Origin of the sequence: Methanocalculus alkaliphilus (genome assembly GCF_024170505.1) — an archaeon.
Lineage (GTDB): Archaea > Halobacteriota > Methanomicrobia > Methanomicrobiales > Methanocorpusculaceae > Methanocalculus > Methanocalculus alkaliphilus.
Map to the genome: position 1 here is coordinate 77769 of NZ_JALJYG010000005.1, position 21837 is coordinate 99605.

The 21837-nt window shown below is 52.8% G+C and carries 32 protein-coding genes and 1 tRNA gene; 28 read left to right on the plus strand and 5 right to left on the minus strand.

Annotated features, from left to right (window positions below):
- Positions 1 to 62 precede the first annotated feature (62 nt).
- Positions 63 to 251, plus strand: a complete 189-nt coding sequence (locus J2T58_RS05235) for a CxxC-x17-CxxC domain-containing protein (RefSeq protein ID WP_436262634.1) — start codon at positions 63 to 65, stop codon at positions 249 to 251.
- 144 nt (positions 252 to 395) lie between these two features.
- A complete protein-coding gene (gene serS, locus J2T58_RS05240; RefSeq protein ID WP_253487988.1) occupies positions 396 to 1673 on the plus strand; it encodes a serine--tRNA ligase in 1278 nt (425 codons plus the stop codon).
- A gap of 7 nt (positions 1674 to 1680) precedes the next feature.
- On the opposite strand, the gene J2T58_RS05245 is transcribed toward serS, so the two are convergent.
- Positions 1681 to 2868 carry an FAD-dependent oxidoreductase gene (locus J2T58_RS05245; RefSeq protein ID WP_253487989.1) on the minus strand — a complete coding sequence of 396 codons (1188 nt, stop codon included), beginning with the start codon at positions 2866 to 2868 and terminating at the stop codon, positions 1681 to 1683.
- 93 nt (positions 2869 to 2961) lie between these two features.
- On the opposite strand from J2T58_RS05245, the gene J2T58_RS05250 reads away from it, so the two are divergent.
- The 3 genes from J2T58_RS05250 to J2T58_RS05260 all read left to right on the plus strand — a co-directional run bounded on the left by J2T58_RS05250 (position 2962) and on the right by J2T58_RS05260 (position 5171).
- On the plus strand, positions 2962 to 4617 hold the full coding sequence (locus J2T58_RS05250; RefSeq protein ID WP_253487990.1) for an ATP-binding protein: 1656 nt from the start codon (positions 2962 to 2964) through the stop codon (positions 4615 to 4617).
- Positions 4618 to 4696: 79 nt separating this feature from the next.
- Complete coding sequence (locus J2T58_RS11095; RefSeq protein ID WP_301287480.1) at positions 4697 to 4939, plus strand: rubredoxin; 243 nt, start codon at positions 4697 to 4699, stop codon at positions 4937 to 4939.
- Positions 4940 to 4964: 25 nt separating this feature from the next.
- Entirely contained in the window at positions 4965 to 5171 is a 207-nt protein-coding gene (locus tag J2T58_RS05260) for a hypothetical protein (RefSeq protein ID WP_253487991.1), read from the plus strand.
- A 17-nt stretch (positions 5172 to 5188) separates the two neighbouring features.
- Here J2T58_RS05260 and J2T58_RS05265 read toward each other — a convergent pair.
- A tRNA-Leu gene (locus J2T58_RS05265) sits at positions 5189 to 5273 on the minus strand.
- Between the two features lie 52 nt (positions 5274 to 5325).
- Positions 5326 to 6360, minus strand: a complete 1035-nt coding sequence (locus J2T58_RS05270) for an AI-2E family transporter (RefSeq protein ID WP_253487992.1) — start codon at positions 6358 to 6360, stop codon at positions 5326 to 5328.
- A 121-nt stretch (positions 6361 to 6481) separates the two neighbouring features.
- Between J2T58_RS05270 and ehaB the strand changes: the two genes are divergently transcribed.
- Genes ehaB through J2T58_RS05360 form a run of 18 tightly spaced genes read left to right on the plus strand, consistent with a single transcriptional unit; the run spans position 6482 to position 17304 of the window.
- Complete coding sequence (gene ehaB / locus J2T58_RS05275; protein WP_253487993.1) at positions 6482 to 6967, plus strand: [NiFe]-hydrogenase-3-type subunit EhaB; 486 nt, start codon at positions 6482 to 6484, stop codon at positions 6965 to 6967.
- Complete coding sequence (locus J2T58_RS05280) at positions 6955 to 7203, plus strand: EhaC family protein (protein ID WP_366518447.1); 249 nt, start codon at positions 6955 to 6957, stop codon at positions 7201 to 7203. Before ehaB ends, J2T58_RS05280 begins: the two co-directional genes overlap by 13 nt.
- Positions 7200 to 7433, plus strand: coding sequence for an EhaD family protein (locus tag J2T58_RS05285; RefSeq protein ID WP_253487994.1), 234 nt, complete (start codon positions 7200 to 7202; stop codon positions 7431 to 7433). The genes J2T58_RS05280 and J2T58_RS05285 overlap by 4 nt, the downstream gene beginning before the upstream one ends.
- On the plus strand, positions 7430 to 7672 hold the full coding sequence (locus tag J2T58_RS05290) for an EhaE family protein (RefSeq protein ID WP_253487996.1): 243 nt from the start codon (positions 7430 to 7432) through the stop codon (positions 7670 to 7672). The genes J2T58_RS05285 and J2T58_RS05290 overlap by 4 nt, the downstream gene beginning before the upstream one ends.
- Positions 7669 to 8121, plus strand: coding sequence for an EhaF family protein (locus J2T58_RS05295; protein ID WP_253487998.1), 453 nt, complete (start codon positions 7669 to 7671; stop codon positions 8119 to 8121). Before J2T58_RS05290 ends, J2T58_RS05295 begins: the two co-directional genes overlap by 4 nt.
- A complete protein-coding gene (locus J2T58_RS05300; RefSeq protein WP_253488000.1) occupies positions 8118 to 8720 on the plus strand; it encodes an EhaG family protein in 603 nt (200 codons plus the stop codon). Before J2T58_RS05295 ends, J2T58_RS05300 begins: the two co-directional genes overlap by 4 nt.
- A complete protein-coding gene (locus J2T58_RS05305; protein WP_253488002.1) occupies positions 8713 to 9369 on the plus strand; it encodes a hypothetical protein in 657 nt (218 codons plus the stop codon). The genes J2T58_RS05300 and J2T58_RS05305 overlap by 8 nt, the downstream gene beginning before the upstream one ends.
- Positions 9366 to 9572 (plus strand): hypothetical protein, encoded by a 207-nt coding sequence (locus J2T58_RS05310; protein WP_253488004.1) that lies wholly within the window; start codon positions 9366 to 9368, stop codon positions 9570 to 9572. Before J2T58_RS05305 ends, J2T58_RS05310 begins: the two co-directional genes overlap by 4 nt.
- A 1-nt stretch (position 9573) precedes the next feature.
- Positions 9574 to 10416 (plus strand): respiratory chain complex I subunit 1 family protein, encoded by an 843-nt coding sequence (locus J2T58_RS05315; RefSeq protein WP_253488006.1) that lies wholly within the window; start codon positions 9574 to 9576, stop codon positions 10414 to 10416.
- Entirely contained in the window at positions 10413 to 10661 is a 249-nt protein-coding gene (locus J2T58_RS05320; RefSeq protein WP_253488007.1) for a hypothetical protein, read from the plus strand. Before J2T58_RS05315 ends, J2T58_RS05320 begins: the two co-directional genes overlap by 4 nt.
- On the plus strand, positions 10661 to 11038 hold the full coding sequence (locus J2T58_RS05325) for an EhaM family protein (protein WP_253488008.1): 378 nt from the start codon (positions 10661 to 10663) through the stop codon (positions 11036 to 11038). The genes J2T58_RS05320 and J2T58_RS05325 overlap by 1 nt, the downstream gene beginning before the upstream one ends.
- A complete protein-coding gene (locus J2T58_RS05330; protein ID WP_253488009.1) occupies positions 11035 to 11490 on the plus strand; it encodes an NADH-quinone oxidoreductase subunit B family protein in 456 nt (151 codons plus the stop codon). Before J2T58_RS05325 ends, J2T58_RS05330 begins: the two co-directional genes overlap by 4 nt.
- Entirely contained in the window at positions 11487 to 12572 is a 1086-nt protein-coding gene (locus J2T58_RS05335) for a hydrogenase large subunit (protein WP_253488010.1), read from the plus strand. The genes J2T58_RS05330 and J2T58_RS05335 overlap by 4 nt, the downstream gene beginning before the upstream one ends.
- 4 nt (positions 12573 to 12576) lie before the next feature.
- Positions 12577 to 13179, plus strand: coding sequence for a 4Fe-4S binding protein (locus tag J2T58_RS05340; RefSeq protein ID WP_253488011.1), 603 nt, complete (start codon positions 12577 to 12579; stop codon positions 13177 to 13179).
- Complete coding sequence (locus J2T58_RS05345) at positions 13176 to 13565, plus strand: molybdopterin dinucleotide binding domain-containing protein (RefSeq protein ID WP_253488013.1); 390 nt, start codon at positions 13176 to 13178, stop codon at positions 13563 to 13565. The genes J2T58_RS05340 and J2T58_RS05345 overlap by 4 nt, the downstream gene beginning before the upstream one ends.
- A complete protein-coding gene (locus J2T58_RS05350; protein ID WP_253488014.1) occupies positions 13555 to 14847 on the plus strand; it encodes a formylmethanofuran dehydrogenase subunit B in 1293 nt (430 codons plus the stop codon). Before J2T58_RS05345 ends, J2T58_RS05350 begins: the two co-directional genes overlap by 11 nt.
- Positions 14840 to 16540, plus strand: coding sequence for a formylmethanofuran dehydrogenase subunit A (locus tag J2T58_RS05355; RefSeq protein ID WP_253488015.1), 1701 nt, complete (start codon positions 14840 to 14842; stop codon positions 16538 to 16540). Before J2T58_RS05350 ends, J2T58_RS05355 begins: the two co-directional genes overlap by 8 nt.
- Complete coding sequence (locus J2T58_RS05360; RefSeq protein ID WP_253488016.1) at positions 16537 to 17304, plus strand: formylmethanofuran dehydrogenase subunit C; 768 nt, start codon at positions 16537 to 16539, stop codon at positions 17302 to 17304. Before J2T58_RS05355 ends, J2T58_RS05360 begins: the two co-directional genes overlap by 4 nt.
- Before the next feature lie 2 nt (positions 17305 to 17306).
- Here the strand turns inward: J2T58_RS05360 and J2T58_RS05365 are convergent, their stop codons facing one another.
- Positions 17307 to 17579 carry a DUF1922 domain-containing protein gene (locus J2T58_RS05365; protein WP_253488017.1) on the minus strand — a complete coding sequence of 91 codons (273 nt, stop codon included), beginning with the start codon at positions 17577 to 17579 and terminating at the stop codon, positions 17307 to 17309.
- Positions 17580 to 17775: 196 nt separating this feature from the next.
- On the opposite strand from J2T58_RS05365, the gene J2T58_RS05370 reads away from it, so the two are divergent.
- Entirely contained in the window at positions 17776 to 18534 is a 759-nt protein-coding gene (locus J2T58_RS05370) for a coenzyme F420-0:L-glutamate ligase (protein ID WP_253488018.1), read from the plus strand.
- On the opposite strand, the gene J2T58_RS05375 is transcribed toward J2T58_RS05370, so the two are convergent.
- Entirely contained in the window at positions 18526 to 18684 is a 159-nt protein-coding gene (locus J2T58_RS05375) for a preprotein translocase subunit Sec61beta (RefSeq protein WP_211529928.1), read from the minus strand. The two genes, J2T58_RS05370 and J2T58_RS05375, sit on opposite strands and share 9 nt — an antisense overlap.
- 51 nt (positions 18685 to 18735) lie before the next feature.
- Between J2T58_RS05375 and J2T58_RS05380 the strand changes: the two genes are divergently transcribed.
- The 4 genes from J2T58_RS05380 to psmB all read left to right on the plus strand — a co-directional run bounded on the left by J2T58_RS05380 (position 18736) and on the right by psmB (position 21812).
- Positions 18736 to 19767: an amidohydrolase family protein gene (locus tag J2T58_RS05380; RefSeq protein WP_253488019.1), complete on the plus strand. Its 1032-nt coding sequence runs from the start codon at positions 18736 to 18738 to the stop codon at positions 19765 to 19767.
- 42 nt (positions 19768 to 19809) lie between these two features.
- The gene (locus J2T58_RS05385; protein WP_253488020.1) at positions 19810 to 20238 is read left to right on the plus strand and encodes a universal stress protein; all 429 of its coding nucleotides are present in this window, start codon (positions 19810 to 19812) and stop codon (positions 20236 to 20238) included.
- Positions 20239 to 20243: 5 nt separating this feature from the next.
- On the plus strand, positions 20244 to 21092 hold the full coding sequence (locus tag J2T58_RS05390) for a CBS domain-containing protein (protein WP_253488105.1): 849 nt from the start codon (positions 20244 to 20246) through the stop codon (positions 21090 to 21092).
- A 78-nt stretch (positions 21093 to 21170) separates the two neighbouring features.
- Positions 21171 to 21812, plus strand: a complete 642-nt coding sequence (psmB, locus tag J2T58_RS05395; RefSeq protein ID WP_253488021.1) for an archaeal proteasome endopeptidase complex subunit beta — start codon at positions 21171 to 21173, stop codon at positions 21810 to 21812.
- The last annotated feature ends 25 nt before the right edge of the window (positions 21813 to 21837 follow it).

Below are 21837 nucleotides of genomic sequence, written 5' to 3' on the forward strand. Positions count from 1 at the left end.
TACTCTTTTAAGCTTAAATGCCTTATATAATAGAGCAGAACTTACACTGCATGAGCAATATAATGGAAGGAAGAAATTTTGGCGGCCGGGGTAATTTCGGCGGCCCAAGAAGCTTTGACGGTCCTCGTGAGATGACCAAGGCAGTCTGTTCCGACTGTGGTGAAGATTGTGAAGTACCATTTAAGCCCACGGAGGGCAGACCAGTGTACTGCCGTGACTGCCTCCCAAAGCACCGGAAACCCCGGTTCTAATTCTTTTTTAACGACATCACCCCTGTGATGCGCAGGAGATATGTATTTACTCATCATCTGATGGGGATCGTATCAATCAACAAATACAATAAACATCTCAGATAGAGAGATCATATGCAGTCTCACTCTATGAAGGTGTTCTAATTGCTTGATATTAAATTTGTACGGACAAATCCCGATAGTGTCAGGGCTGATCTCAGAAAGCGGAATGATTCCATACGCCTTGCATGGGTCGATGATCTCCTCGCCTCGGATCAACGGGTACGTGAACTGAAGGTGGAGATCGACGCGTTCCGGCAGAGAAGAAACACGATCTCGCGTGAGATCAATGCCGGGCGGAAGGCAGGAAGAGATACAACAGATCTGCTGGAGGAGGCGAAGTCCCTCCCTGACCGGATTAAAGAGCTTGATGCCGTCAAAGAAGAGGAAGAGGCGAAGGTCAGGTATTACCTGATGCGCCTTCCAAACATCCTCGACGAATCTGTTCCGTATGGTGAGGACGCCTCCCAGAATCAGGTTATCCGTCGTGAAGGAACGCCACAGACCTTCGGCTTCGAGTTAAAGAATCATGGACAGCTCGCGGTTGAGAAGGGATGGGCCGACTTTGAACGGGCGGCACGGACATCAGGGGCAGGGTTCTCATATCTGAAGGGCAATCTCGCCCTCCTTGATATGGCATTGCAGCGATATGCAATCGATCTTTTGATGAGGAATGGTTTCACCCCCGTCATCCCGCCATACATGATGAACCGGAAGTCGTATGAAGGTGTGACCGATCTCGGCGACTTTGAGGATGTGATGTATAAGATTGATGGGATGGATTCCTACCTCATCGCGACAAGTGAGCACCCGATCTGTTCGATGTTTCAGGATGAGATCTTTGACGAGAAGGATCTCCCTCTTCGGCTTGCCGGCCTCTCCCCCTGTTTCCGAAAGGAGATCGGATCCCATGGCATTGACACGAAGGGGCTCTTCCGCGTTCACCAGTTCCATAAAGTTGAGCAGTTCGTCTTCTGCAAACCCGAAGAATCTGTTGCAATCCATGAAGAGCTCCTCGCAAATGCCGAGGAACTGTACACGAACCTCGGCCTCCCCTACCAGGTCGTCCTGATATGCACCGGTGATATCGGGACGGTGGCTGCCAAGAAGTATGACATTGAAGTCTGGATGCCACGTGAAGAAGAGTACCGCGAGGTCGTCTCCTGTTCAAACTGCACCTCATACCAGGCGGTGCGGCTTGGAATGCGGATGCGGGATCCATCGGACTTTGAGATGAAGCACCACATTCATACCCTGAACTCGACGGAGGTTGCAACCTCACGGACGATGCGGGCGATCCTGGAAAATTATCAGCAGGAGGATGGATCGGTCGTCATTCCTGAGGTTCTCCGTCCATATATGAATGATCAGGAGTACCTCTGATCCCTTTTTATTTCCCAATCCTGCCCGCTGCATACCGTGCGAGAGCGATGATCGCAAGGATCGGCGGGCGTCCGGGAGCCTCTGGAAGGACAGAGGCATCGGTCACATAGAGTCCGGGAATTGCGGTCTCAAGGTTTGTATCCACTGAGACACCGATCCTTGCCGTCCCGCAGGGGTGTGATCCCCGAAGCGGTGCTGATATAAGGGTCCGTGGATCAACACCTGCACCGGTAAGGAGTGCTGCTGCATGCGTAGCACCATCGACGAGCCGTTCAGCATCCCCGACGCTCACCCCTTTTCTGATCACCTCGCCGACCGATCCATCATCGTCGTCCCTGATCTTGACCATCATCCCGATGATATCCTCCTCTGCCGCGGAGATCCCTGCCTCGTTGAGGAGGGCGTGAAACGGACGGGAGTAGTGAGGGAGGATTATTCCCTCTTTGTACGGGATGTAAAATCCCATCGGAACATCCCGGTTCATTCCGATGCCCGGCAGGACGCCGCCGATCGAGACGAAGGTATCGGCAAAGAGCGGAGTTGTCGGAAGGGAGAGCTGCTGAAGGAACCGGGGTGTCTCAAGTGCCCCGGCTGCCAGGATGATGAGATCGTCCTGATAAACCGTTGATCCCACCCTGACCCCGCCGGCCTCGCCATGACGAACGATAATCTCATCCACTGTTTGTCCTGTGACCACCTCTGCTCCATTCCCCTCGGCATCCCTGATAAAAGCGAGAGCCGACCACCGTGCGTCTGTGGGACAGCCAAATGCACAGAGCCCGTCCATACAGCAGCGATCCGGATCGATGAATTTCGGCATTCTGGAGACGGGATACCCGAGATCGATGGCTTGATCCATCAGGCGACGGGTTCCCGGACCGGTGAGGTGATCCGGGAGCGGCATGACCCCCAGTTCATCCTCAATAGCGGCATAATGGGTGGAGAGATCGATACCAAATCCCTTCATCTCCTCTTCAAGGCTGCGGAGGGCATTCCCACCTGAGACCATTGTGGTACCGCCAAGACAGAATGCCCTCATGAGCCGGATTCCGGCATCGACGTTTGCATACTGCAGATACGCATCGCTCCCGGAAACATGGGGACCACGCTCGATGATCAGTACGTCATGCCCGGCCTCGGAGAGTGCCCTGGCCATGGTTGCACCACCGGCACCGGATCCGATGACGATCGCCATATTGATCGATTGGAGTACAACCAGATAAGCGTGCTCTCTCCAGGATCCCTCCCCAAATTATAACAGCCAATCCATCCATTCTTTGTAGAGAGAATGGATCTGGGTGTAGGACGAATCGGGGATCGTGATCTTGGGATCAGTGCACAGGAGATAGTCACCGGCCGGACATGTGTCATCGCCCAGTCCGGAGCAGGGAAAAGCTGGGGGATTGCTGTACTCTGTGAGCATCTCTGTAAGAATTATATCGGGTTCTGCCTGATCGATACCGAGGGGGAGTACTTCTCGCTCAAGGACCGGTTCCCGATCATCTGGATTGGATCAGACGAGGACTGTGACTTCGATATCGAGACGGTGGATCTGTACTCTGTGATGCGGGATGCGATCGTCTCCTCCCGGCAGGTTGTCTTTGATGTATCGGAGGTCGATATGCGGACAAAGGCAACAGCTCTTGTGAACATCCTCTACGAGCTTGAATCTGAGCTGAGGAAGCCGTTTCTTCTTATCGTGGAGGAGGCAGACAAGTTCATCCCCCAGTCCCGGGACTCGATCAAGATGATCGAAGAGATCTCACGTCGTGGAAGGAAACGAGGTCTCGGACTCCTCGTTGCCACCCAGCGGCCATCCCTTGTCCAGAAGAATGTGCTGAGCCAGTGCAACAACCAGATCATCGGAAAACTCACTATTGATAACGATTTAAAGGCTGTTGCCCACTTCTTTAACGCCAGAAAAGAGGTCGAGGAGCTGATCACCCTTGAGCCCGGACAGTTCTTTGTGATGGGAGGTCTGGTCCGGGAGAAGGTGATGATGAAGTTTGGAGGCCGTGAGACGAAACACAAGGGGGTGACTCCTCAGATCTCCCCGGTTCGCCCGGCACCTCCGACGATGCCCGAAGAGAATCCGGCCGAAGCACCAGAAGGTGAGAGGAGGGAGAAGAAGCCAAAGATCGACCCCCCGGAGATAGATGACGATGAGAGCGAGGGGGACCTGATCCGATCGGGCACCCCTCTTGAGGGAGATGATACCGGATCTGCAGTTCCGATCCTGGTCGAGCGGGATGAGGCACTCAGGATAGCGCAGGGATTCTGCAAAAGAAGTTTCTGGAGCAGGAGGTATCTTGAGAGAATAACCGTTTTTGATCGGATATACTGGCCTCTTATCCTGATTGAGGTGAAGTATCTGGGTGGGATCCTGAAGAAGACGACACGAAAGAGTTCGTTCATTCTTGAGGGATTTCGTGGGGAGAGGGTTGATCTCAATGACGGACTTCGCATTCATCCCGGATTTCGGGAGCTGATCGGCCTTGATGAAACCGCTGTCTCAATACTCTCGGTACTGTCGCCATCCGGTCTGACCGATCTCGAGATCGAGGCAGAGACTGTGCTTGGACCGGCAAGGGTGAAGAAGGGGATCAAACTCCTTCAGAAGCAGAAGCTGATCACCACAATGACGTCGGAGGAGGGGGCGACCGTCTTTGTGCCGCTCCTCGCACACCCCATCCCAAAACTCCAGGGACTCCACCAGTCATTCCGCCAAAATCTCATCCCCCTCTCAGGCGAGTCACGAAGCCCCCTGATAACAGAAGACGCCCTTCGGAAGATCCTCAAAGGGCTTGAACCATCAGCGGAGATCACCCGGTTCAGGACGATATACTATCCGGTCTATGAAGCGACCATTGCCACAGGGGGAGGCAGCCGGCGTCTCTTCCTTGATGGGATCACCGGCCGGGAAGTGAGCGGTTATTCTGAATAAGGAGTAATTCCATTTTACACGCATTTTTGCAACTTTTTTTTACGGGTAGATTTATAAATCAGGGCGTCTCTAAACGAGTATGGATGAATGCTTCTCTTTTCGGTGTATCGTCTGTGGTTTCATCTATGATCCGATGAGAGGAGATCCGATGCGGGGGATCGAACCCGGGACTCAACTTGAAGATCTCCCTGATGACTATACCTGCCCCGTCTGCGGGGTTTTCGTTGTCACCGGAAACTCGCCCTTTGTTCTGATCGAGTCAGAAGGCAGTGGGTGCGGGCTGGAGAGGATGTATGGCGGACGGGAGGAGGAAGAGAGATGATATGTGCGGAGACAGGTGATCCCCGATGATACATCCTGATGAGAAGAATCTGCGGATTGAGCGGATCAAAGCGCTCTCCACCAGCACGTACCGGGATGTCCTCATCTACGATGAGAAGACCTGCGGGGGCATCTATAATGGAGAGGAGATCGACCCAAAGAGTGCCGGCCGTTTACGGAAGAGGGGGCCGTATGTTATCATCAGTGAGATTGACGAGCAGGGCGATGGATAAAAGACTATCTTTTTTTATGCGAGGGGGGCGATTCGAACGCCCGAACTCCTACGAGACTGGGTCCTAAGCCCAGCGCCTTTGACCTGGCTTGGCAACCCTCGCGCAGATCAGTATAGGCACTCTGATAATAAATAGAGGAATGGTTCTTTCACCATCATTCGGCCTTCGGGTCGCTGGCGACTTCCTGCTTCTTTGCCATCTCAAGTTCGCGGAGAAGGAGAATGTATCCTGAGACGACGAAGGCAATAATCAGAGGTCCAAGGATAAACCCGATGAGGCCCATGATAGCCAGTCCCCCAAAGAAGCCGATCCACATCAGGAGGGGGTTGATACTCGCCCGCATGCCCATGATGAGAGGGCGGAAGACGAGATCCGGGAGTGCGCAGACGACCGGATAGCCGACAAGACCGATCATGGCGACACCCCGGTAATCACCCATCGAAAACGCATAGATTCCGAGGAAGAGCATCAGGAGCGAGGGGCCAAGGATGGGGACCAGCTGGAACATGGCAGCTATCGTCGCATAAAAGAGGATGTGATCATAGCCGAGGACATAAAAGAATGGGATTGCAAGGAGGAAGGTGATCAACGCTGTCACCACATGCACCACATAGATTGCATAGAGCGTATCAACAACGGTCTTTGATATCTCCCGCAATCCTGAGGAGAGACGGCCTGGAAGGGCATTGACAGCCCGGATATACATCTCCTCTCCTTTATACAGGAAAGCCATCAATGCCATCAGGAAGATAAGAATATCAAGGACAATCCTTGGAGCATGATAAATGAGGGAAATACCCCATGCAGTCAGATTATTTATCTGGAGCGTGATCCAATCGTTCAGTTCGCTCTCTCCAACCGTCGGTGTCCCGGACGCGCCGAGTGTGGTCAGCCAGAGGAGGATTGTGTCGATAATCTCCTCAATTAATGCGGAATTTGTATAAAAGACAGCGATTGTAAAACTGATCACAAACGTCACAAAGACGATGACAAAGGTTGCAATAAGGAGTGCGGAGACCCCCGGATTAATCACCCTGGTCAGCTGCCGATGGATGGGGAGGAGAATAACGGCAAGTGTTCCTGCCAGGATGATGATTGCCAGCAGCTGCCAGAAGAAAATTGCGGCGGCTGCCATGATTACACCAGTTACCAGCAGCACATTCTTATCAGGATATCCTCCACCGGGCATTTCACAGAGTGATACTCCTCGATACCTTATAAGAATATAGTCAGAAAATTTCGGAACTGATGTTAGAAACATAAGGTTTTACTATTCCTGCGTCGATATATCGAATCAGCTTTGATGCAGAATGCTTGAAGAATATGGACGAATACTAATTGCAGCTGCACTGTCCTGGATACTTTTTGTATCTGTCGATGTATTCTGGCGTCTTCCCGAAAAAGGAGGCGTCAGTGGCGCCAAAGCCATTGGTGAGCTGATTGCCCGGCGTGGGGGCGATCGAAACGGTGGCTGGATGATGGGCAACATCGTCTCATCACCTGATGCATCCGCCGGAACCCTTCTTGCGGCATGCGGGGTCTTTGTCGCCGGTATTCCAGGGGGCATTGCAGCAGCTCTTCTCGTATTCATTGGAAACAGGATCTGTCATGATCCCGGATATGCAGGGACAACCGGAGCACTCATCGCAACCGGTATCATTGCACTCTCCATGCAGTCTGGCTTTATGCCATCCGACTTCATCGTTGGGACGGTCATTGCAATCCTTACGATACAGGGCCTCTCCCTCACAAAGGCAAGCCATCTCCTTGGCATTTTCTGGAGGTGGAGAGCCTGATTGCAGCCGCCATCTGCCTTCTGATAGCAGTCTATGGTGCCTTCAGGGCTGTCATCGAAAAGGAGACTCTCGCCAGACTGCCTTTTGTAAATGTGATGAACTTCGGGATCGCCGGAGCCATCGTCCTGATCCTTCCCCATCCCCTCACACTCGTTGCAGCAGCTGCATACTTCATCGGATCTACCCTTGAGGCAAATGCAATTGCCAGTGCCTATGCAAAACGGGGTGGCACATGATCGATAGTCTGGTTATCCTGCTCCTGACAGTGCTGATCACGCTTGGAGCGGTCGCTACCGCACTCTGGAAAGGACCCTTTGACAAGCTGATCGGGCTTTCGATCATCACTGCCGGGATCATACCGTTCGTCGTGATGAGAGGGTATCTGGATGTTGCAATCGTCGTCGTCCTCATCGTTCCGCTCTCAACGATCATCATCCTGCTTCTGCTTGGGAGGCCGGTTCGATGAGTCCTGAGTTTATCATCGGATGCGGGCTGCTCATCCTTGGAACGATATGTACCGCCTGGCCATCACCGAGGGACTACATCACACGACTGATCAATATCGAAGTGGCGGCATTCGGCCTCCTCCTTGTGATGCTCTCCTTTGATGAGATGATCGCCCTCCTGACATTTGTTGCCGTCTCGGCGGTCAGTGTATTCATCCTCGTCCGGGTTATCGGAAAGAAGGAGGCTGCGGGTCAATGATACGCAAAATATCCAAAATTCTCTCAAATTTCGACAACCTCTCCCGTGTTTATGCTGTCCTGATCATCATCGTCATCCTTGGTGGTCTCATCAGCATCCCCTCGATGGAATATCATGGCGATCGCCTCTATCCAAAGACGATCGACCGTGACAGCCCCCTCGATCCTTATGATCGGGGAGGCGAGCCATTCGAGAGAGCCGATATCCTCGCCGAATACCCGGAGAACAGCCCATACCTCGGCTTCACCACCGCATACCTGACGCCCCTTGCGATGGCGGTTGTTGCCACAACTCCCTATATGGGAACCACTATCGTCGCCCACCCTGGTGGAATAATCGATGAGATCCTCTATGTAACACGGGGACTTGACACCGTCGTCGAGACGGCGATACTCTTCGTCGCCTTTGCAATGGCGGCATATCTGTACCGACGGAGGGATGACGAATGATCACGCCTTTCCATATCGGGTTGTTTGCAGTTTCACTCTGTATCCTTGCCACCTTCCTCGCATTCCTCCAGGAGAAGGATGACCTGCACAAGCTCATCCTGACAGATCTTGCCGCGATTATGGCACTCTTCATCATCGCCCTCGTCGGTACTGATCTCGCGGAGGCGCTCATCCTTCCAGGACTTGTTGTTGGGATATCAAAGCTGATGGCTCTTGCAGAGATCTATCTGGTCAAGGAAGGAATCCAGCAGGAGAAGAGCAGCACAGTTCTTGATATTGAGATCCTTGATACCGCACCTTCAATTCTTGCAGCGATTCTTGTGATCTATGGAATCATCCTGTCCGGATTCTCCGGAGGGGCGATAGCGGGTCTTGGGATCATCTTCTATCTCGCCTTCAAAGCGCATGATGAGAAGTTTGAGCTGATAGAGACGGTCAGTGGATATGCCTGGGTTACATGGATTGCAGCCTTCTTCATCTTCCTCATCTTCCCGTCACAGTGGTTCCTCGCAGTGATGCTGGCAGGAGGGGGAATCCTGCTGAAGGTGATGGCAAAGTTCTCACTCATCGGAACGATGCGGGGTGATCCAGGTGTTTGATCTCAATGTCGAGGGGAGAGAGCTCTTCTCCCTCTCATTTGGAGATATTGTTCCCTACTTCAGTGTCTATACAGGAGCACTCGCTGCATTTGTCATCATCTTCATTCTGATTGCGATTTTCAGCCTCCCTGAACGGCAGGTGAATATCACCTTTGGCGGTGATGCATACTATGCAAAAGAGGTCAATGAACCGGATATGCGATTCTCCAGGTTCATGGCTATCGCCTGTGGTGCAGCCACCCTTGGCGCCATGGTAACCGGGGATATCTTCAACTTCACCCTCTTTGCCGTGATGGTCGGAATAACCAATATCGGTATCGTGGCAGCCTCCGGAAACCGGCATGTTCTCAACGCCGCATATCAGTATGGTATCGTTGCAATGCTTGCAATAGTTCCGCTCTTCGGTGGAGCTGCCCTCATCCTCGCAACGACCGGGAGCCTCTCCATCTGGGTGCTCGCCGGTGCAGGCGTTGTTCCACTCCTTGCAAAAGCCCTCCTCGTCCTTGGAGTGATGGGGGAAGGTATCGCACCATTGTATATCGGTAAAGCCGAGATCATCAGGGCACAGGGAGCGCCGTATGTCCTGATGATCCATTTCAGCTCACTCCTGCTCTTCCTGCGGGTAATTGAGATAGTTCTGGTGATATGATGAAGAGACTCTCCATTCAGTTGTTGGCTATCATCTCAGGTGTGATCCTCGTCATAACATCTGCCGGGGCACACCTTGGAGCAATAGCCCCATCCATCTCTGCAGTAATAGCCATCCTGATTGTGCCGGTTCTGCTCATCTCCGTGGGTCTCCTCTTTGCAGCACGGCTGACCGACGGAGATATTCCGTTTATGGGGTACTGATATGATCGAATATATCCTCGCAGCTATCTTTGCGGGCCTTCTCCTCCACGGCATTCACCGAAAAGTGATCGCACGTGTCCAGGGAAGGCCAGGCCCGCCGATCTGGCAGGAGATACTCCATACCCTCAAGTTCCTTGCAAAAGAGACCTGGATACCAAAGACCGCCAGCCAGGGTGTCTATGTCGGGGTTGTCGCCATATCAATCGGCCTCTGGGTCGCCGCATTTGCCCTCCTGATGGCAGGAGAGAGCCTGCTGCTCCTCTTCGCCCTCTATGTCCTCCATAAGATCGTGGAGCATGGAATAGGGCTTGCCTCAGGCTCGCCGTATACCAAGTTTGGAGCGATACGATCAGTCGTCTCGGCGGCATCGGAGCTTCCGCTCCTCGCCAGTGTCGCTCTCATCTACCTGATCACAGGATCACTGATGCTCCGGGACATTGAGGCGTACCAGGTGATCAACGGACCGCTTCTCCTTCCGGCTCTTCCTGCGGCGATCGCATTGTATATGGTGATCCTCTCAAAGGTCCACTACGGCCCCTTCTCGATCGTCGAGGCAAAAGAACTCGTCTCAGGATACTGGACCGAACACTTCGGGGTCTGGCGCGGGGTAATGAACGCGGCATTCGGTCTGAAGACCTTCGTCCTCCTGTACGCCTTTGTGATGATCTTCATCGGACCGGTCGGGGTTCCGCTGACGCTTCTGCTCATCCTTCTTCTGATGCTGACGCTCTCATTCGTCTGTGCGGCCACACCGATGCTGGCACCCTATGACTCGGTGACGGTTCAGACGATGACAACCGCCCTGATCGCCTGTTATATCATCTACCTGGGGGTCTTTGCATGAGTCTGATTCGCCTCTCAATGGTTGCCGGTGTCGCATTGTATATCGGACTCTTCATGGTTCAGAGTGCATATATGGCATCCATCCTCTATGCCGCGATCATCGGATCCCTGATACTCATCGGTCTTGCCTCCCGATTATTCACCTCAAACAAAGAACAGGCAAAAAAATACGAGATGATCCTGATCTGGTGTTCTCTCCTGACCTTTGCCATCTATGGGATTCTCTATGCAGGAGGTGTGATATAATGGAATATCTGTATGAGAAGGATCTCAGGAGGATGAAACTGCTGATCCTCGGAAGCCGGAGGCACCATGCCGCCACGCAGGAGATTGCCGCAATCCTTGGTATACATATTCAGGGAGCACGAAAGATCCTTATCGAACAGTGTGATATGCTTCTTCTTGAAAACCTGCCAGCCCGGTGTGATGCCGCACGAAGAAAAGGAACCGATATCGAGCAGCAGCTCGGCATCCACCTCCTGACACAGGCAACCCTTCTTATACCACCGGATAAAGGCCAGAAGGCGGTGGCCGGTGTTATGGAGAAGATCGAGAGAGGACTGGAGAGAGAGATTGCATTTAAAGAAGGGAGAGCAGAGATTCTGGAGCTGATCAGATCATGAGTATCATCCAGAGACTGAAGAATACCGTCCGATCACGCTCAATTCATGTCTGCTATGTAAATGTCGGATCCTGCAACGGGTGTGACATTGAGATCATCGCATGCCTCTCCCCGCGCTATGATATTGAACAGTATGGGATCTATGTCCATAACAACCCGCGTGAAGCAGATGTGCTCCTGATAACCGGTGCCTTCTCTCCGCAATGGGAAGATAAACTCAAACAACTCTGGGAGAAGATTCCCCATCCGAAGGTTGCTATCGCCATCGGCAACTGCCCAATCTCAGGTTGTGTATTCAACCGGCCGGAGACGCTCGTCGATCCCCCGGTCTCAAAACATATCCCGATTGCAGCAGAGATTCCCGGTTGCCCGCCACGTCCAACAGAGATTATCAGCACCATCCTCTCACTGGCACCACTCATCTTCAAGGATTACGAGGAGAAGAAGAAATGAAGAAGACAGTTGACATATCCCTCCCAGTTGGTCCGGTACACCCCCTCTTCAAGGAACCCTGCCGGATAAAATGCGAGACACGGGGTGAGTATGTCCTCTCGGCAGAAGTCGAGCTCGGTTATGTAAAGAAAGGGATCGAACGGATTATGCGGGGCCGCCCCTGGCAGGAGGTGATGTTCCTTGCAGAACGGGTCTGTGGGATCTGCTCGGTCATTCATAATTACACCTTCATCGAGGCTGTCGAGAAGATATCCGGGATAACACCCCCTGAACGGGCAGCATACCTCCGTGTCATCGTCAACGAACTCGACCGGATGCAGAGCCATCTTCTGGCAAACTACTCCTACTGCTATACCATCGAGCATGAGACACTCGCGATGTATATCCTCAATCTCCGAGAGACGGTGATGGATCAGCTGGAGCTGATCACCGGTGCACGGATCACCTGCTCATATATCGTCCCTGGAGGTGTCAGGTGGGATCTCCCGGATGAAAAAGAGGAATCCCTCAGGGTGGCTCTTGATCATATCGATTCGGAATTGAGACGCTTTGTGAGGATCTTTGAGACAGGACCTTTCATCGCCCTTCGATCCAAAGGGATCGGCATCCTCACCAAAGAAGCGGCAGAGGCAGCACATGCCGTCGGTCCGACTGCACGGGCAAGCGGGATATCGGTGGACTGTCGATCTGATCATCCGACCTATCAGGCACTTGGCTTTACTCCTGTTGTGCGACAGGAAGGAGATAATTATGCCCGGATCATGGCACGATTTGAGGAGGTCTTTCAAAGCACAAACCTCATCAGGGCGGCTCTTTCCAGGATGAAGCCGGGATCAGTCCGTGGTGGCGGTGTCATACGGGCAGGAGCGATCCAGTACCGGGCAGAGGCCCCGCGTGGCGAACTCCTCTATGATCTCGTCACCGACGAGTATGGCCGTATCCTTGAGATTGCAATCCAGACACCATCTATTATGAATACCCAGGTCTGTGCGCATGAGATGCTGACTGATGCCGAATCCGCAGCCGACATCACATCGATCTTCATCAGTTCAGATCCCTGTATTGCCTGTACGGAGAGGTGACGTTGTGACATCGATCATCTGGTATATCAGAGAGTTCCTCCGTCCTGCATGGATCAGCAGGTTTCTGACAGCGAAGACCGAACCGCTGGTGACCCCGCCGTACTTCAGAGACTTCCCTGTAACGACTGAGAATGAATGTACGCAGTGTCTCGCCTGTATGATGATCTGTCCTGCACCTGAGGCGATCGTTGTTGTGAAACGCGGAGGTATATGGAGACCTGAGATAACAAAAGGGCATTGTATCCGTTGCGGCCTCTGCGTCGAGGCATGCCCGGAGGATGTCCTTGCAAGCGGACAAATTCTTGCAATAAAGAAAGAGGAGAAACTGCTCATCTCAGGGACCTATCATATCAGCATTAATCCAAAGACCTGTATGGGATGTGGAAACTGTTCGGTGGTCTGCCCGGTGAATCGTGAGATCGATCCCTCATTGCGATCAAGTGGGACATCACGATCGAACGAAGTGATCATGCGGGTTGATACCGGCCAGACCAAAGTCTTCCATGAGGAGAAATGTACAGGATGCAAAACCTGCGAGGAACACTGCCCAAACAATGCCATCCGGGTTGCGCGTGTTGTTGAGGCAACAGAGGGGGAGGAGGTATGAGATATACACTCATCTCAGGAAGGACGATCCCGCAGGGATCCTTTGTCGAGCATAAGATCTCACAAGGCTACAGAGAGGCAACCTCGATCCTTTTCATCCATCCGATGGATCTCTTCGATCTTGGTATCGAGTCGGGTGACAATGTCCGTGTCTCAAGTGAGGCAGGATCTGTGGTCCTGAAAACCCAGGAGACAGAGACCTTACGGGAAGGGTGTGTCTTTATTGCCCTTGGACCATATGCAAACGCCATCACCGGCGGATACAGTCATGGAACAGGGATGCCTGATTATAAGGAGATTTCTGTCGAGATTGAACCGACAGACGATCCTATCGTCACGGTATGGGATCTGATGGAAGATATTGGAGGGCTCCGTTATGATAGTTGAAGATGTACCATGCCCTTTCTGCGGCTGTCTTTGTGATGACATCACCCTGACAGTGAAGAACAATCGTATTGTCGGCGTTGAGAACTGCTGTGTGCTTGGTAATGCAAAGTTTCTCTCAAAGAAACGCCTGAAGCACCCGATCATGAGAAAAGACGGTTCATGGGTGGAGGTGAGCTTTGATGAGGCGATTGAGGAGACCGCCCGGATTCTTACCGGAGCAAACCGCCCCCTCCTCTATGGATGGAGCGGAACCTATAATGAGGCGCAGGTGACGGCGGTCCATCTTGCTGAAGAGCTTGGTGCCCTCATCGACAGCACCACATCGGTCTGCCACAACCCTTCCATCATCGCGATTCAGGAGGTGGGCCATCCCGGCTGCACCCTCGGTCAGGTGAAGAACCGGGCAGATCTCGTCATCTACTGGGGGTGCAACCCGATCGAGGCGCACCCCCGCCACCTGAGCAGGTATTCAACCTATGCAGACGGGTACTTCTTTGAAAATACCGTCCGTGACAGAAAAGTCGTCGTCGTCGATATTCGTGAGTCCGAGACGGCAAAGATTGCCGATGAGTTCATCCAGGTGAAACCGGGAGGGGATTATCTCATCCTCTCGGCACTCCGTGCGATGGTGCGAGGACGAGGAGATGTTGTTCCCGCAACGGTTGCAGGTGTGAAGAAGGAGCAGTTGGAGCGGGTCGTTGAGGCCTGCCAGAATGCAAGCTATGGGGCAGTCTTCTTCGGTCTTGGAGTCTCCATGACCAGGGGGAAGTATAAAAATATCAGAAATGCCATCGAGCTCGTCTCTGAACTGAACCGGAAGACGAAGTTTACGATCAGTGCGATGCGGGGCCATTATAACGTCTATGGCTTCAATGAAGTCCTCACCTGGATGGCAGGATATCCGTTTGCTGTAGACTTCTCACGTGGTATCGCTTTTTACAATCCCGGCGAGACAACCGTCATCGATGTACTGGCCAGAAAAGAACCGGATGCATGCCTCGTTGTGGCAAGCGATCCCGGCGCACACTTCCCAAAAACCTGTATTGAACATATGGCAGCAATACCGACCATTCAGATCGATCCATGCGTCAATCCAACGACAGCACTCTGCCAGGTGCAGATCCCCGTTGCGATCACCGGAATCGAGGTTGCAGGAACCGCATACCGAATGGATGGTGTTCCAATCAGGATGAAAAAGGTGGTAGAGACAGAATTTCCAACCGATAAGCAGGTTCTCGACAGGATCTGCGAACGAGTCAGGGAGTTGAATGGAAATGGGTGAGATTCTTCTGAAGAATGCCTGGGTCATCGATCCGATATCGGGCATCAATGGCGAGCTGATGGATATCGCAATGGATGGCGGGAGGATCGTTGAGGACGTATCAGGGAAAGCCGAAGTGATCGATGCACAGGGGTTCCTCACCCTGCCAGGGGGTATTGACTCTCATACCCATACCTCCGGGACGAAGGTGAACTTTGGGAGATACATGAGCCCTGAGGATATGCGTGCAGGAAGAACGCAGAAAAAGGGTCCGATGCACATCACCTCCGGGTACAGCGTACCCACAACCTATGGAAACAGCTACAAATACAGTGCTCTTGGATACACCTGCCTCGTCGAAGGGGCGATGGCACCACTGGAAGCGAGGCATACCCATGAGGAGTTTGCCTTCACCCCACTTCAGGACTCATTTGCCAATGCACTCTTTGACGGGAACTGGGGGATGCTTGGAGCAATCGAAGAAGGAGACATCAAACGGACGGCGGCCATCATCGCCTGGACACTCTCAGCAGTGAAAGGTTTTGCGGTTAAGCTTACCAATCCCGGAGGAACCGAGGCATGGGGCTTTGGGAAGAACGTCTCATGCATCAACCAGAAGATGCCACGGTTTGATATCACCCCGACCGAGATCATCAGATCCGCTATCGAGGCGAACGAGCTCCTGAATCTTCCACATTCTGTCCACCTCCATTGTAATAATCTTGGAACCCCGGGCAACTATACCTGCACCCTCGGTACCTTTGACCTCGTCCCGGATCTGAATGACAAGCGGCAGACACTGTATGCAACTCATGTCCAGTTCCACTCATATGGAGGAAGCGGATGGTCCGACTTCTCTTCAAAGAGCGAACCGATTGCTCGAAAGGTGAATATGCGCCCTCAGATCGTCATCGATATGGGCCAGGTGATGTTTGGAAGGACCACAACGATGACGGCAGACGGGCCGATGGAGTTTAACCTCTACCGGCTCCACCATGACAAGTGGAGCAACCATGATGTCGAGCTTGAGACCGGATCCGGGATTATTCCGGTTAATTACCGGAGGAAGAACCTTGTCAACAGCATCATGTGGGCGATCGGCCTTGAACTTGCCCTCCTCGTCGAGAGTCCATGGCAGTGCCTCCTGACGACCGATAATCCAAATGGTGCTCCGTTTGTCAAATACCCTGAGATCATCGCACTTCTGATGAGCAAAAAATACCGGGACGCAGAATTTGCAACGGTTCACCAGGATACCGGGAAGAGAGTGCCCCTCCCTGCCATCGACCGGGAGCTCACCTGGCATGATATCGCGGTGATGACACGTGCCGGCCAGGCACGGGCGCTTGGGATCACCGGTGTCGGCAAGGGATATCTCCTCCCCGGTGCTGAAGCAGATATTGCGGTCTATCCGATGAGGGTTGATGATATTGACCCCGCACAACAGTATGAAGAGGTCATCAAAGGCTTTTCACAGACCGAATATACGATCAAGCGTGGCCGGGTCGTATCCAGGAGGGGTGATGCACTGATTCATGGTGAGAATACCACATTCTGGGTGAAGCCTGAGGTTCCTCCGGAGTATGACATGACGCATGATGAACGGTTCAAGGAACACTTTGAACGGTATTACAGCATCCGAATGAGTAATTATCCGGTCCAGGAGGAATACCTCCACAGGAACTACTGCATCAGGACGGAGACCGATCTATGAAAGTGACGATAACCCTCTGGGACAGGGATAACCCGCTGATCCCGGTCGAAGCCGAGATGATAACACCCGACGCCTTCTTCTCAGGAGAAGAGATCATCGTCGCTGTCGGAAACAGACATATCCATCTTGCCGAAATTGCAGATATCCATATTGAAGGGGAGGCCTCCTCGGCTGCGGAGGTTGCTATTGAGATACGGGGTGACTCCGCACGCTTCAAACGGGTCGGTGAGATGATGACCGCCGGCTCGATCACCATCGAGGGTGATATCGGGATGCATTGTGGCAATTTTATGTCCGGGGGGAGTATCGAGATCCTGGGATCTGCTGACGGGTGGCTCGGCCGTGAGATGAAGGGGGGCGAGATCATCTGCCATGGAGATGCGGGAGAGTATTGTGGTGCCGGATACCGTGGCGGCCGCAAGGGGATGAGAGGCGGATCGATCGAGGTGGTCGGATCGGTCGGAGACTTTGCATGCGAGCATATCGCCGGTGGTGAGGTGATCATCCGCGGGAATACCGGTGATTACCCGTGTGCTGAGATGAAAGGTGGCACGGTGATGATACTTGGCGACTGCAGCCGGGTATGCGCAAATATGTCAGCCGGTACATGCTATGTCTATGGATATGCGGATGAGATGATCCCGACCTTCGAGCGGATCGGCTGTGTCGATCGGGACGGCCTCCAGCTCCATCATTTTAAGGGAGATGTCGCCAACCGGGGCCATGGCGATCTCTATGTTGCCAGGTACGGGTATCTGAGCTGAGTTCAGGTTGGAATATGCGCCTTCACCCACCGGGCATAGGTGGTGCGAAGGCGGGCGATCTCCTCATCGGTCAGCTCATCCCTGCTCGCCCTCTTCAGGTACTCTTCAAGCCTGCCGATGAGATCTTCAGCCTCTTCATAGCTCTGCACCTCAAGGTAGACCGGTGCCCGTGCTCCGCTGATGATCTCGCCACAGACCGGGCAGAGCCGCCACCGCTGAAGATGATCGATATAGGTAAATGACCGGCACCCCGGACACCGGATTACATGGTACATGCGTACCCGGTTGTCTGCGGATTTAAGCATAAAGGTATCGGAGAGGCGGACGATCACCATCCCCCCAAGCGGATCAGAAGGAGACCTGAACCAAAAGGTATTCCCCAGACGGTATGGTGAGGGGGCTCTCTTCGTATCATCGCGGATAAACACAATTGCGAATCTTAATCTGGACCAACACAGAAGAGAAGATCTCATGTCTGTCGAAGTCATCGGGGTTGAAGGACTCCCCATTATCCAGCCGGGGGACAATCTGGCCCGGCTCATCTGCGAAGCGATCAGCGTACAGGACGGCGACATCCTCTGTGTTGCAAGCTCTGTCTATTCCAAGTCGGTTGGCACTATACGGCATCTCTCAACCGTCACACCAACAGATGAGGCGATCAGGATCGGAGCGATCACCCATGAGGAGCCAGCATTTGTTCAGGCAGTCCTTGATGCATCCGAGGAGATCATCATCGATGCACCATTCATCCTCTCCCGACTTCGATCAGGCCATATCGGAGTGCGGGCGGGTGTTGACCATAGCAATGTCGAAGACGGGATCGTCATTCTTCTGCCAGAGGATCCGATGGCAGCCGCAGCATCACTGAGGGATGAGATCCTGGCAACGACCGGGATGACTGTACGCGTCATCCTCACCGACACCTGTGGGCGGGCATTCCGGCGGGGCCAGACCGGCCATGCCATAGGATGGAGCGGTATGACAGCAATACGCGACTTCCGTGGCGATCATGATCTCTTCGGGCATGAACTGCTCATCACCGAAGAAGCGGTCGTCGATGAGATAGCAGGATTTGCAAACTTCATGATGGGAGAGAGTAATAAAGGCGTTCCTGCCGTCATCTTCAGAAACATGGAAACCTGGAAGGGGCATGATATGCTCTACTTCAAGGAAAAAGAAGATCTCATCCGGGAGGCATTGAGAGAATGCCGGGAAAACAGGTTAGTATAGGAGGTTTAGGATATAGATGAATACTGCAATGCCAATCGTTGCCGCAAAAACGGTCTTTGGGTTAATAGTGATGGCTCGTCGGTCTTCGCTGTCGTAGTACGTGACAAGACCTGCTGATGAAATCATTCTCCCGCCTTTCTTCTTTGCCATGCTCAATGGTTTCTCATTGCCTATATATAAAAGGGAGGTCAATGGATAGCTATGGAGTCTGAACGCTCCCTTGAAGGGCTTGCATTTCTGGAGGATGACCTGGAACCACGGCATGTTCGCATACATCTTGAGGAAGGATCCATCCGGACCATCGAGGAGACCAGGACCTCCCCCTGCCGGTATATACTCCCCGCGCTCTTCAATGCACACACGCATATCGGCGATACGGTTGCGATGGATATTCCCATAACCGGGGATCTTGCATCCATTGTCGCACCTCCTGACGGCCTCAAACACCGTATCCTTCGCGCAACAGATCAGGGAACACTCACCACTGCGATGCGTTCGACGATGGAATATATGGAGCGATCCGGTATAGCAGGGTTTGCCGACTTCCGGGAAGGTGGTCCGCCCGGTGTCAGTGCCCTGAAGGAGGCGGCGGTGGGTCTTGGGATCCGCCCCCTCATTCTCGGACGGGATGGTGGGGAGGTGCATGGAGATGGTCTTGGAATAAGCAGTGTTCGTGATATCCGGGATTATGAGAGGCAGATAGATGAGGCGCGGAGAAATGGGAAGCTCATTGCCATCCACGCAGGGGAACGGGACCATCACGATATTGAAGGGGCGCTCTCCTGTGACCCCGATCTTCTCATTCACTGCACTCATGCGAGAGAACGGGATCTCCGGGAGTGTGCTGACAGGGGGATCCCGATTGCCATCTGCCCACGCTCAAACTGGGTGCTCGGTGTGACAGAATCTCCCGCCGCGCCCCCTGTTGAAAGGATGATTGAGCTTGGATGCACCGTCTTCCTTGGGACTGATAATGCAATGTTCGTCCAGCCCGATCTCTGGGGCGAGATGGCATTCCTCTCTGTGATCACCTCTGTACCTGCGCGGGAGATCCTCAGGATGGGGATAGCCGGATCAGTGCTTCCGGGCTCCGGGTATCGCATTTCTGAAGGTCAGAAGAGCCCGATCATTCTGATTGATGCAGAGCAGTCGAACCTCAGGTACTCACGTGACCCTCACCGGACCATCGTCTCACGCGGGGGATCTGATCATCCCAAGAGGATTCTTTTTTAATTGATCAGTACCAAATATACTAGAACTTATTTTGGTGATACCATGTTTCACAAGCTACTGGTCGCCATAGATGGCTCAGAGATCAGCATGAACGTCCTTGATCAGGCCATCGATATGGCCCGCGGATGGAAGGCGGAGCTTCATGCTGTGTATATCATAGAGACCGGCCTCATCTCGTCGGTACCGATGGATAACACCTGGGAAGTCATCTATAGCCTCCTCGAACAGGAAGGAGAGAAACTCCTTGATACTGCAGAGAAGAAGGCTCAGGATGCAGGCGTATCCCTGAAAAAACATCTTCTCTCCGGTCATGCAGGCAATGAGATCATCAATGCCGCAGAGAAAGAAGGCGCGGATCTGATCATTGTTGGATCACGCGGGAAATCCCAGATTGATCGCCTCTTAATCGGTAGCGTATCAGCTCATGTTGTAAAATACAGCACCATATCGACCATGGTGGTGAGGGTATAAGCGTGATGCTTGTTCGTGACTACATGACAAAGAATGTGGTCACCGCTGATACTCCGGCAAACCGGGATGAGATCCTGAAGATCCTGAAGAGAACCGGAATCAGTGGTGTCCCAGTGATGAAGGATGGCAGACTCATCGGGATCATTACAAGAAAGGATCTCCTGAGAAATCCTCATGAAACCCAGATCGCACTCCTGATGAGTAATGAGCCGATCACAATCACACCGGATACCACCCTCAGGGAAGCAGCAGAGATAATCATCAATAAAAATATCCGCCGTCTCCCCGTTGTTGAGGATGGGAAACTGATCGGCCTCATCAGTGTCGCCGATCTTGTTGGTGCCGTCGCACAACTCAAAATAACCGATGAAATCCGCCAGCACTTCGTTTCAAAGACATTTGCACTCTGGAACGAGACACCCCTCACGGTTGTCGGCAGGATTATGGAGATCGGGCATGCTGATGCCATACCAATCCTGGATTCTGAGAATAAGCTTGATGGTATCATCACCGAGCGCGATCTCATCCGGTGCTCCTGCATTGAGGATGATGTCGAGGTGAGTGACTTCTCCAATGGAACCGATGATGATGAGTGGACCTGGGAGAGCATCCGTGATATGCATGTCATCTCCTATGGCATCTCACGTATTCAGCTGCCAGATAAGCCTGTCAAACTTGCAATGGTGAAGAAGGTGATTGCAGTTCCGGTGAATGCCGGGGTGAGTGAATGCGCACTGAAGATGAAGAGGGGCAGGGTTGATCAGCTCCCGGTCGTCAACGGTGACAAGCGGCTTGTCTCAATGCTCTTTGATCGCGACCTGATCAGGGTCCTGCTCAATGACAAACCACAATAATAATCTTTATCTGAAGTAATCACCAAATAAGGAACAACGCCAAACATTTTTTGCGTTCTGATTTTTGGGGGCATATACATGATGCAACAGCCACAGGAGATTATGCATGGGACGACGACCATCGGGATCGTCTTCTCAGATGGTGTCGTCCTTGCGACGGAGAAACGTGCGACCATGGGGTACATGATCGCAAGTAAAAATGCGAAGAAGATCTATAAGATCACCGAATCCATCGGAATGACAACCGCCGGGGGTGTCGGTGACGCCCAGCAGCTGGCACGGCTTATGAGTGTTGAGAGCAACCTCTTTGAGATCCGGAGAGGTCGCGGGATAACCGTCGGAGCATCCGCAACACTCCTCTCAAACTATCTCAACCAGAACAGGTACTTCCCGTACTATGTACAGCTCCTCGTCGGCGGTATCGATGAGAAGGGGCCTTCAGTCTACTCGGTTGATGCGATGGGCGGTGCTACTCGCGAAGATGATTTTGTTGCAACAGGATCAGGATCCCCGATGGCGTTTGGAGTGCTTGAAGACAGATATGCATCAGGCATGACCGAGAAGGAAGCGATTGAGCTTGCAGTCCGATCCATCAAATCCGCAATGCGGCGTGATGCCGGATCCGGAGAAGGATTCCAGCTCGCCGTCATTACAAAGGAGAAGTTTGAGGTTCTGGATGATTCACAACTTAATCAGATAGCAGCCTCCCTCCGCACCTGATTTTTTTTACAAACTTTTTTAGGAA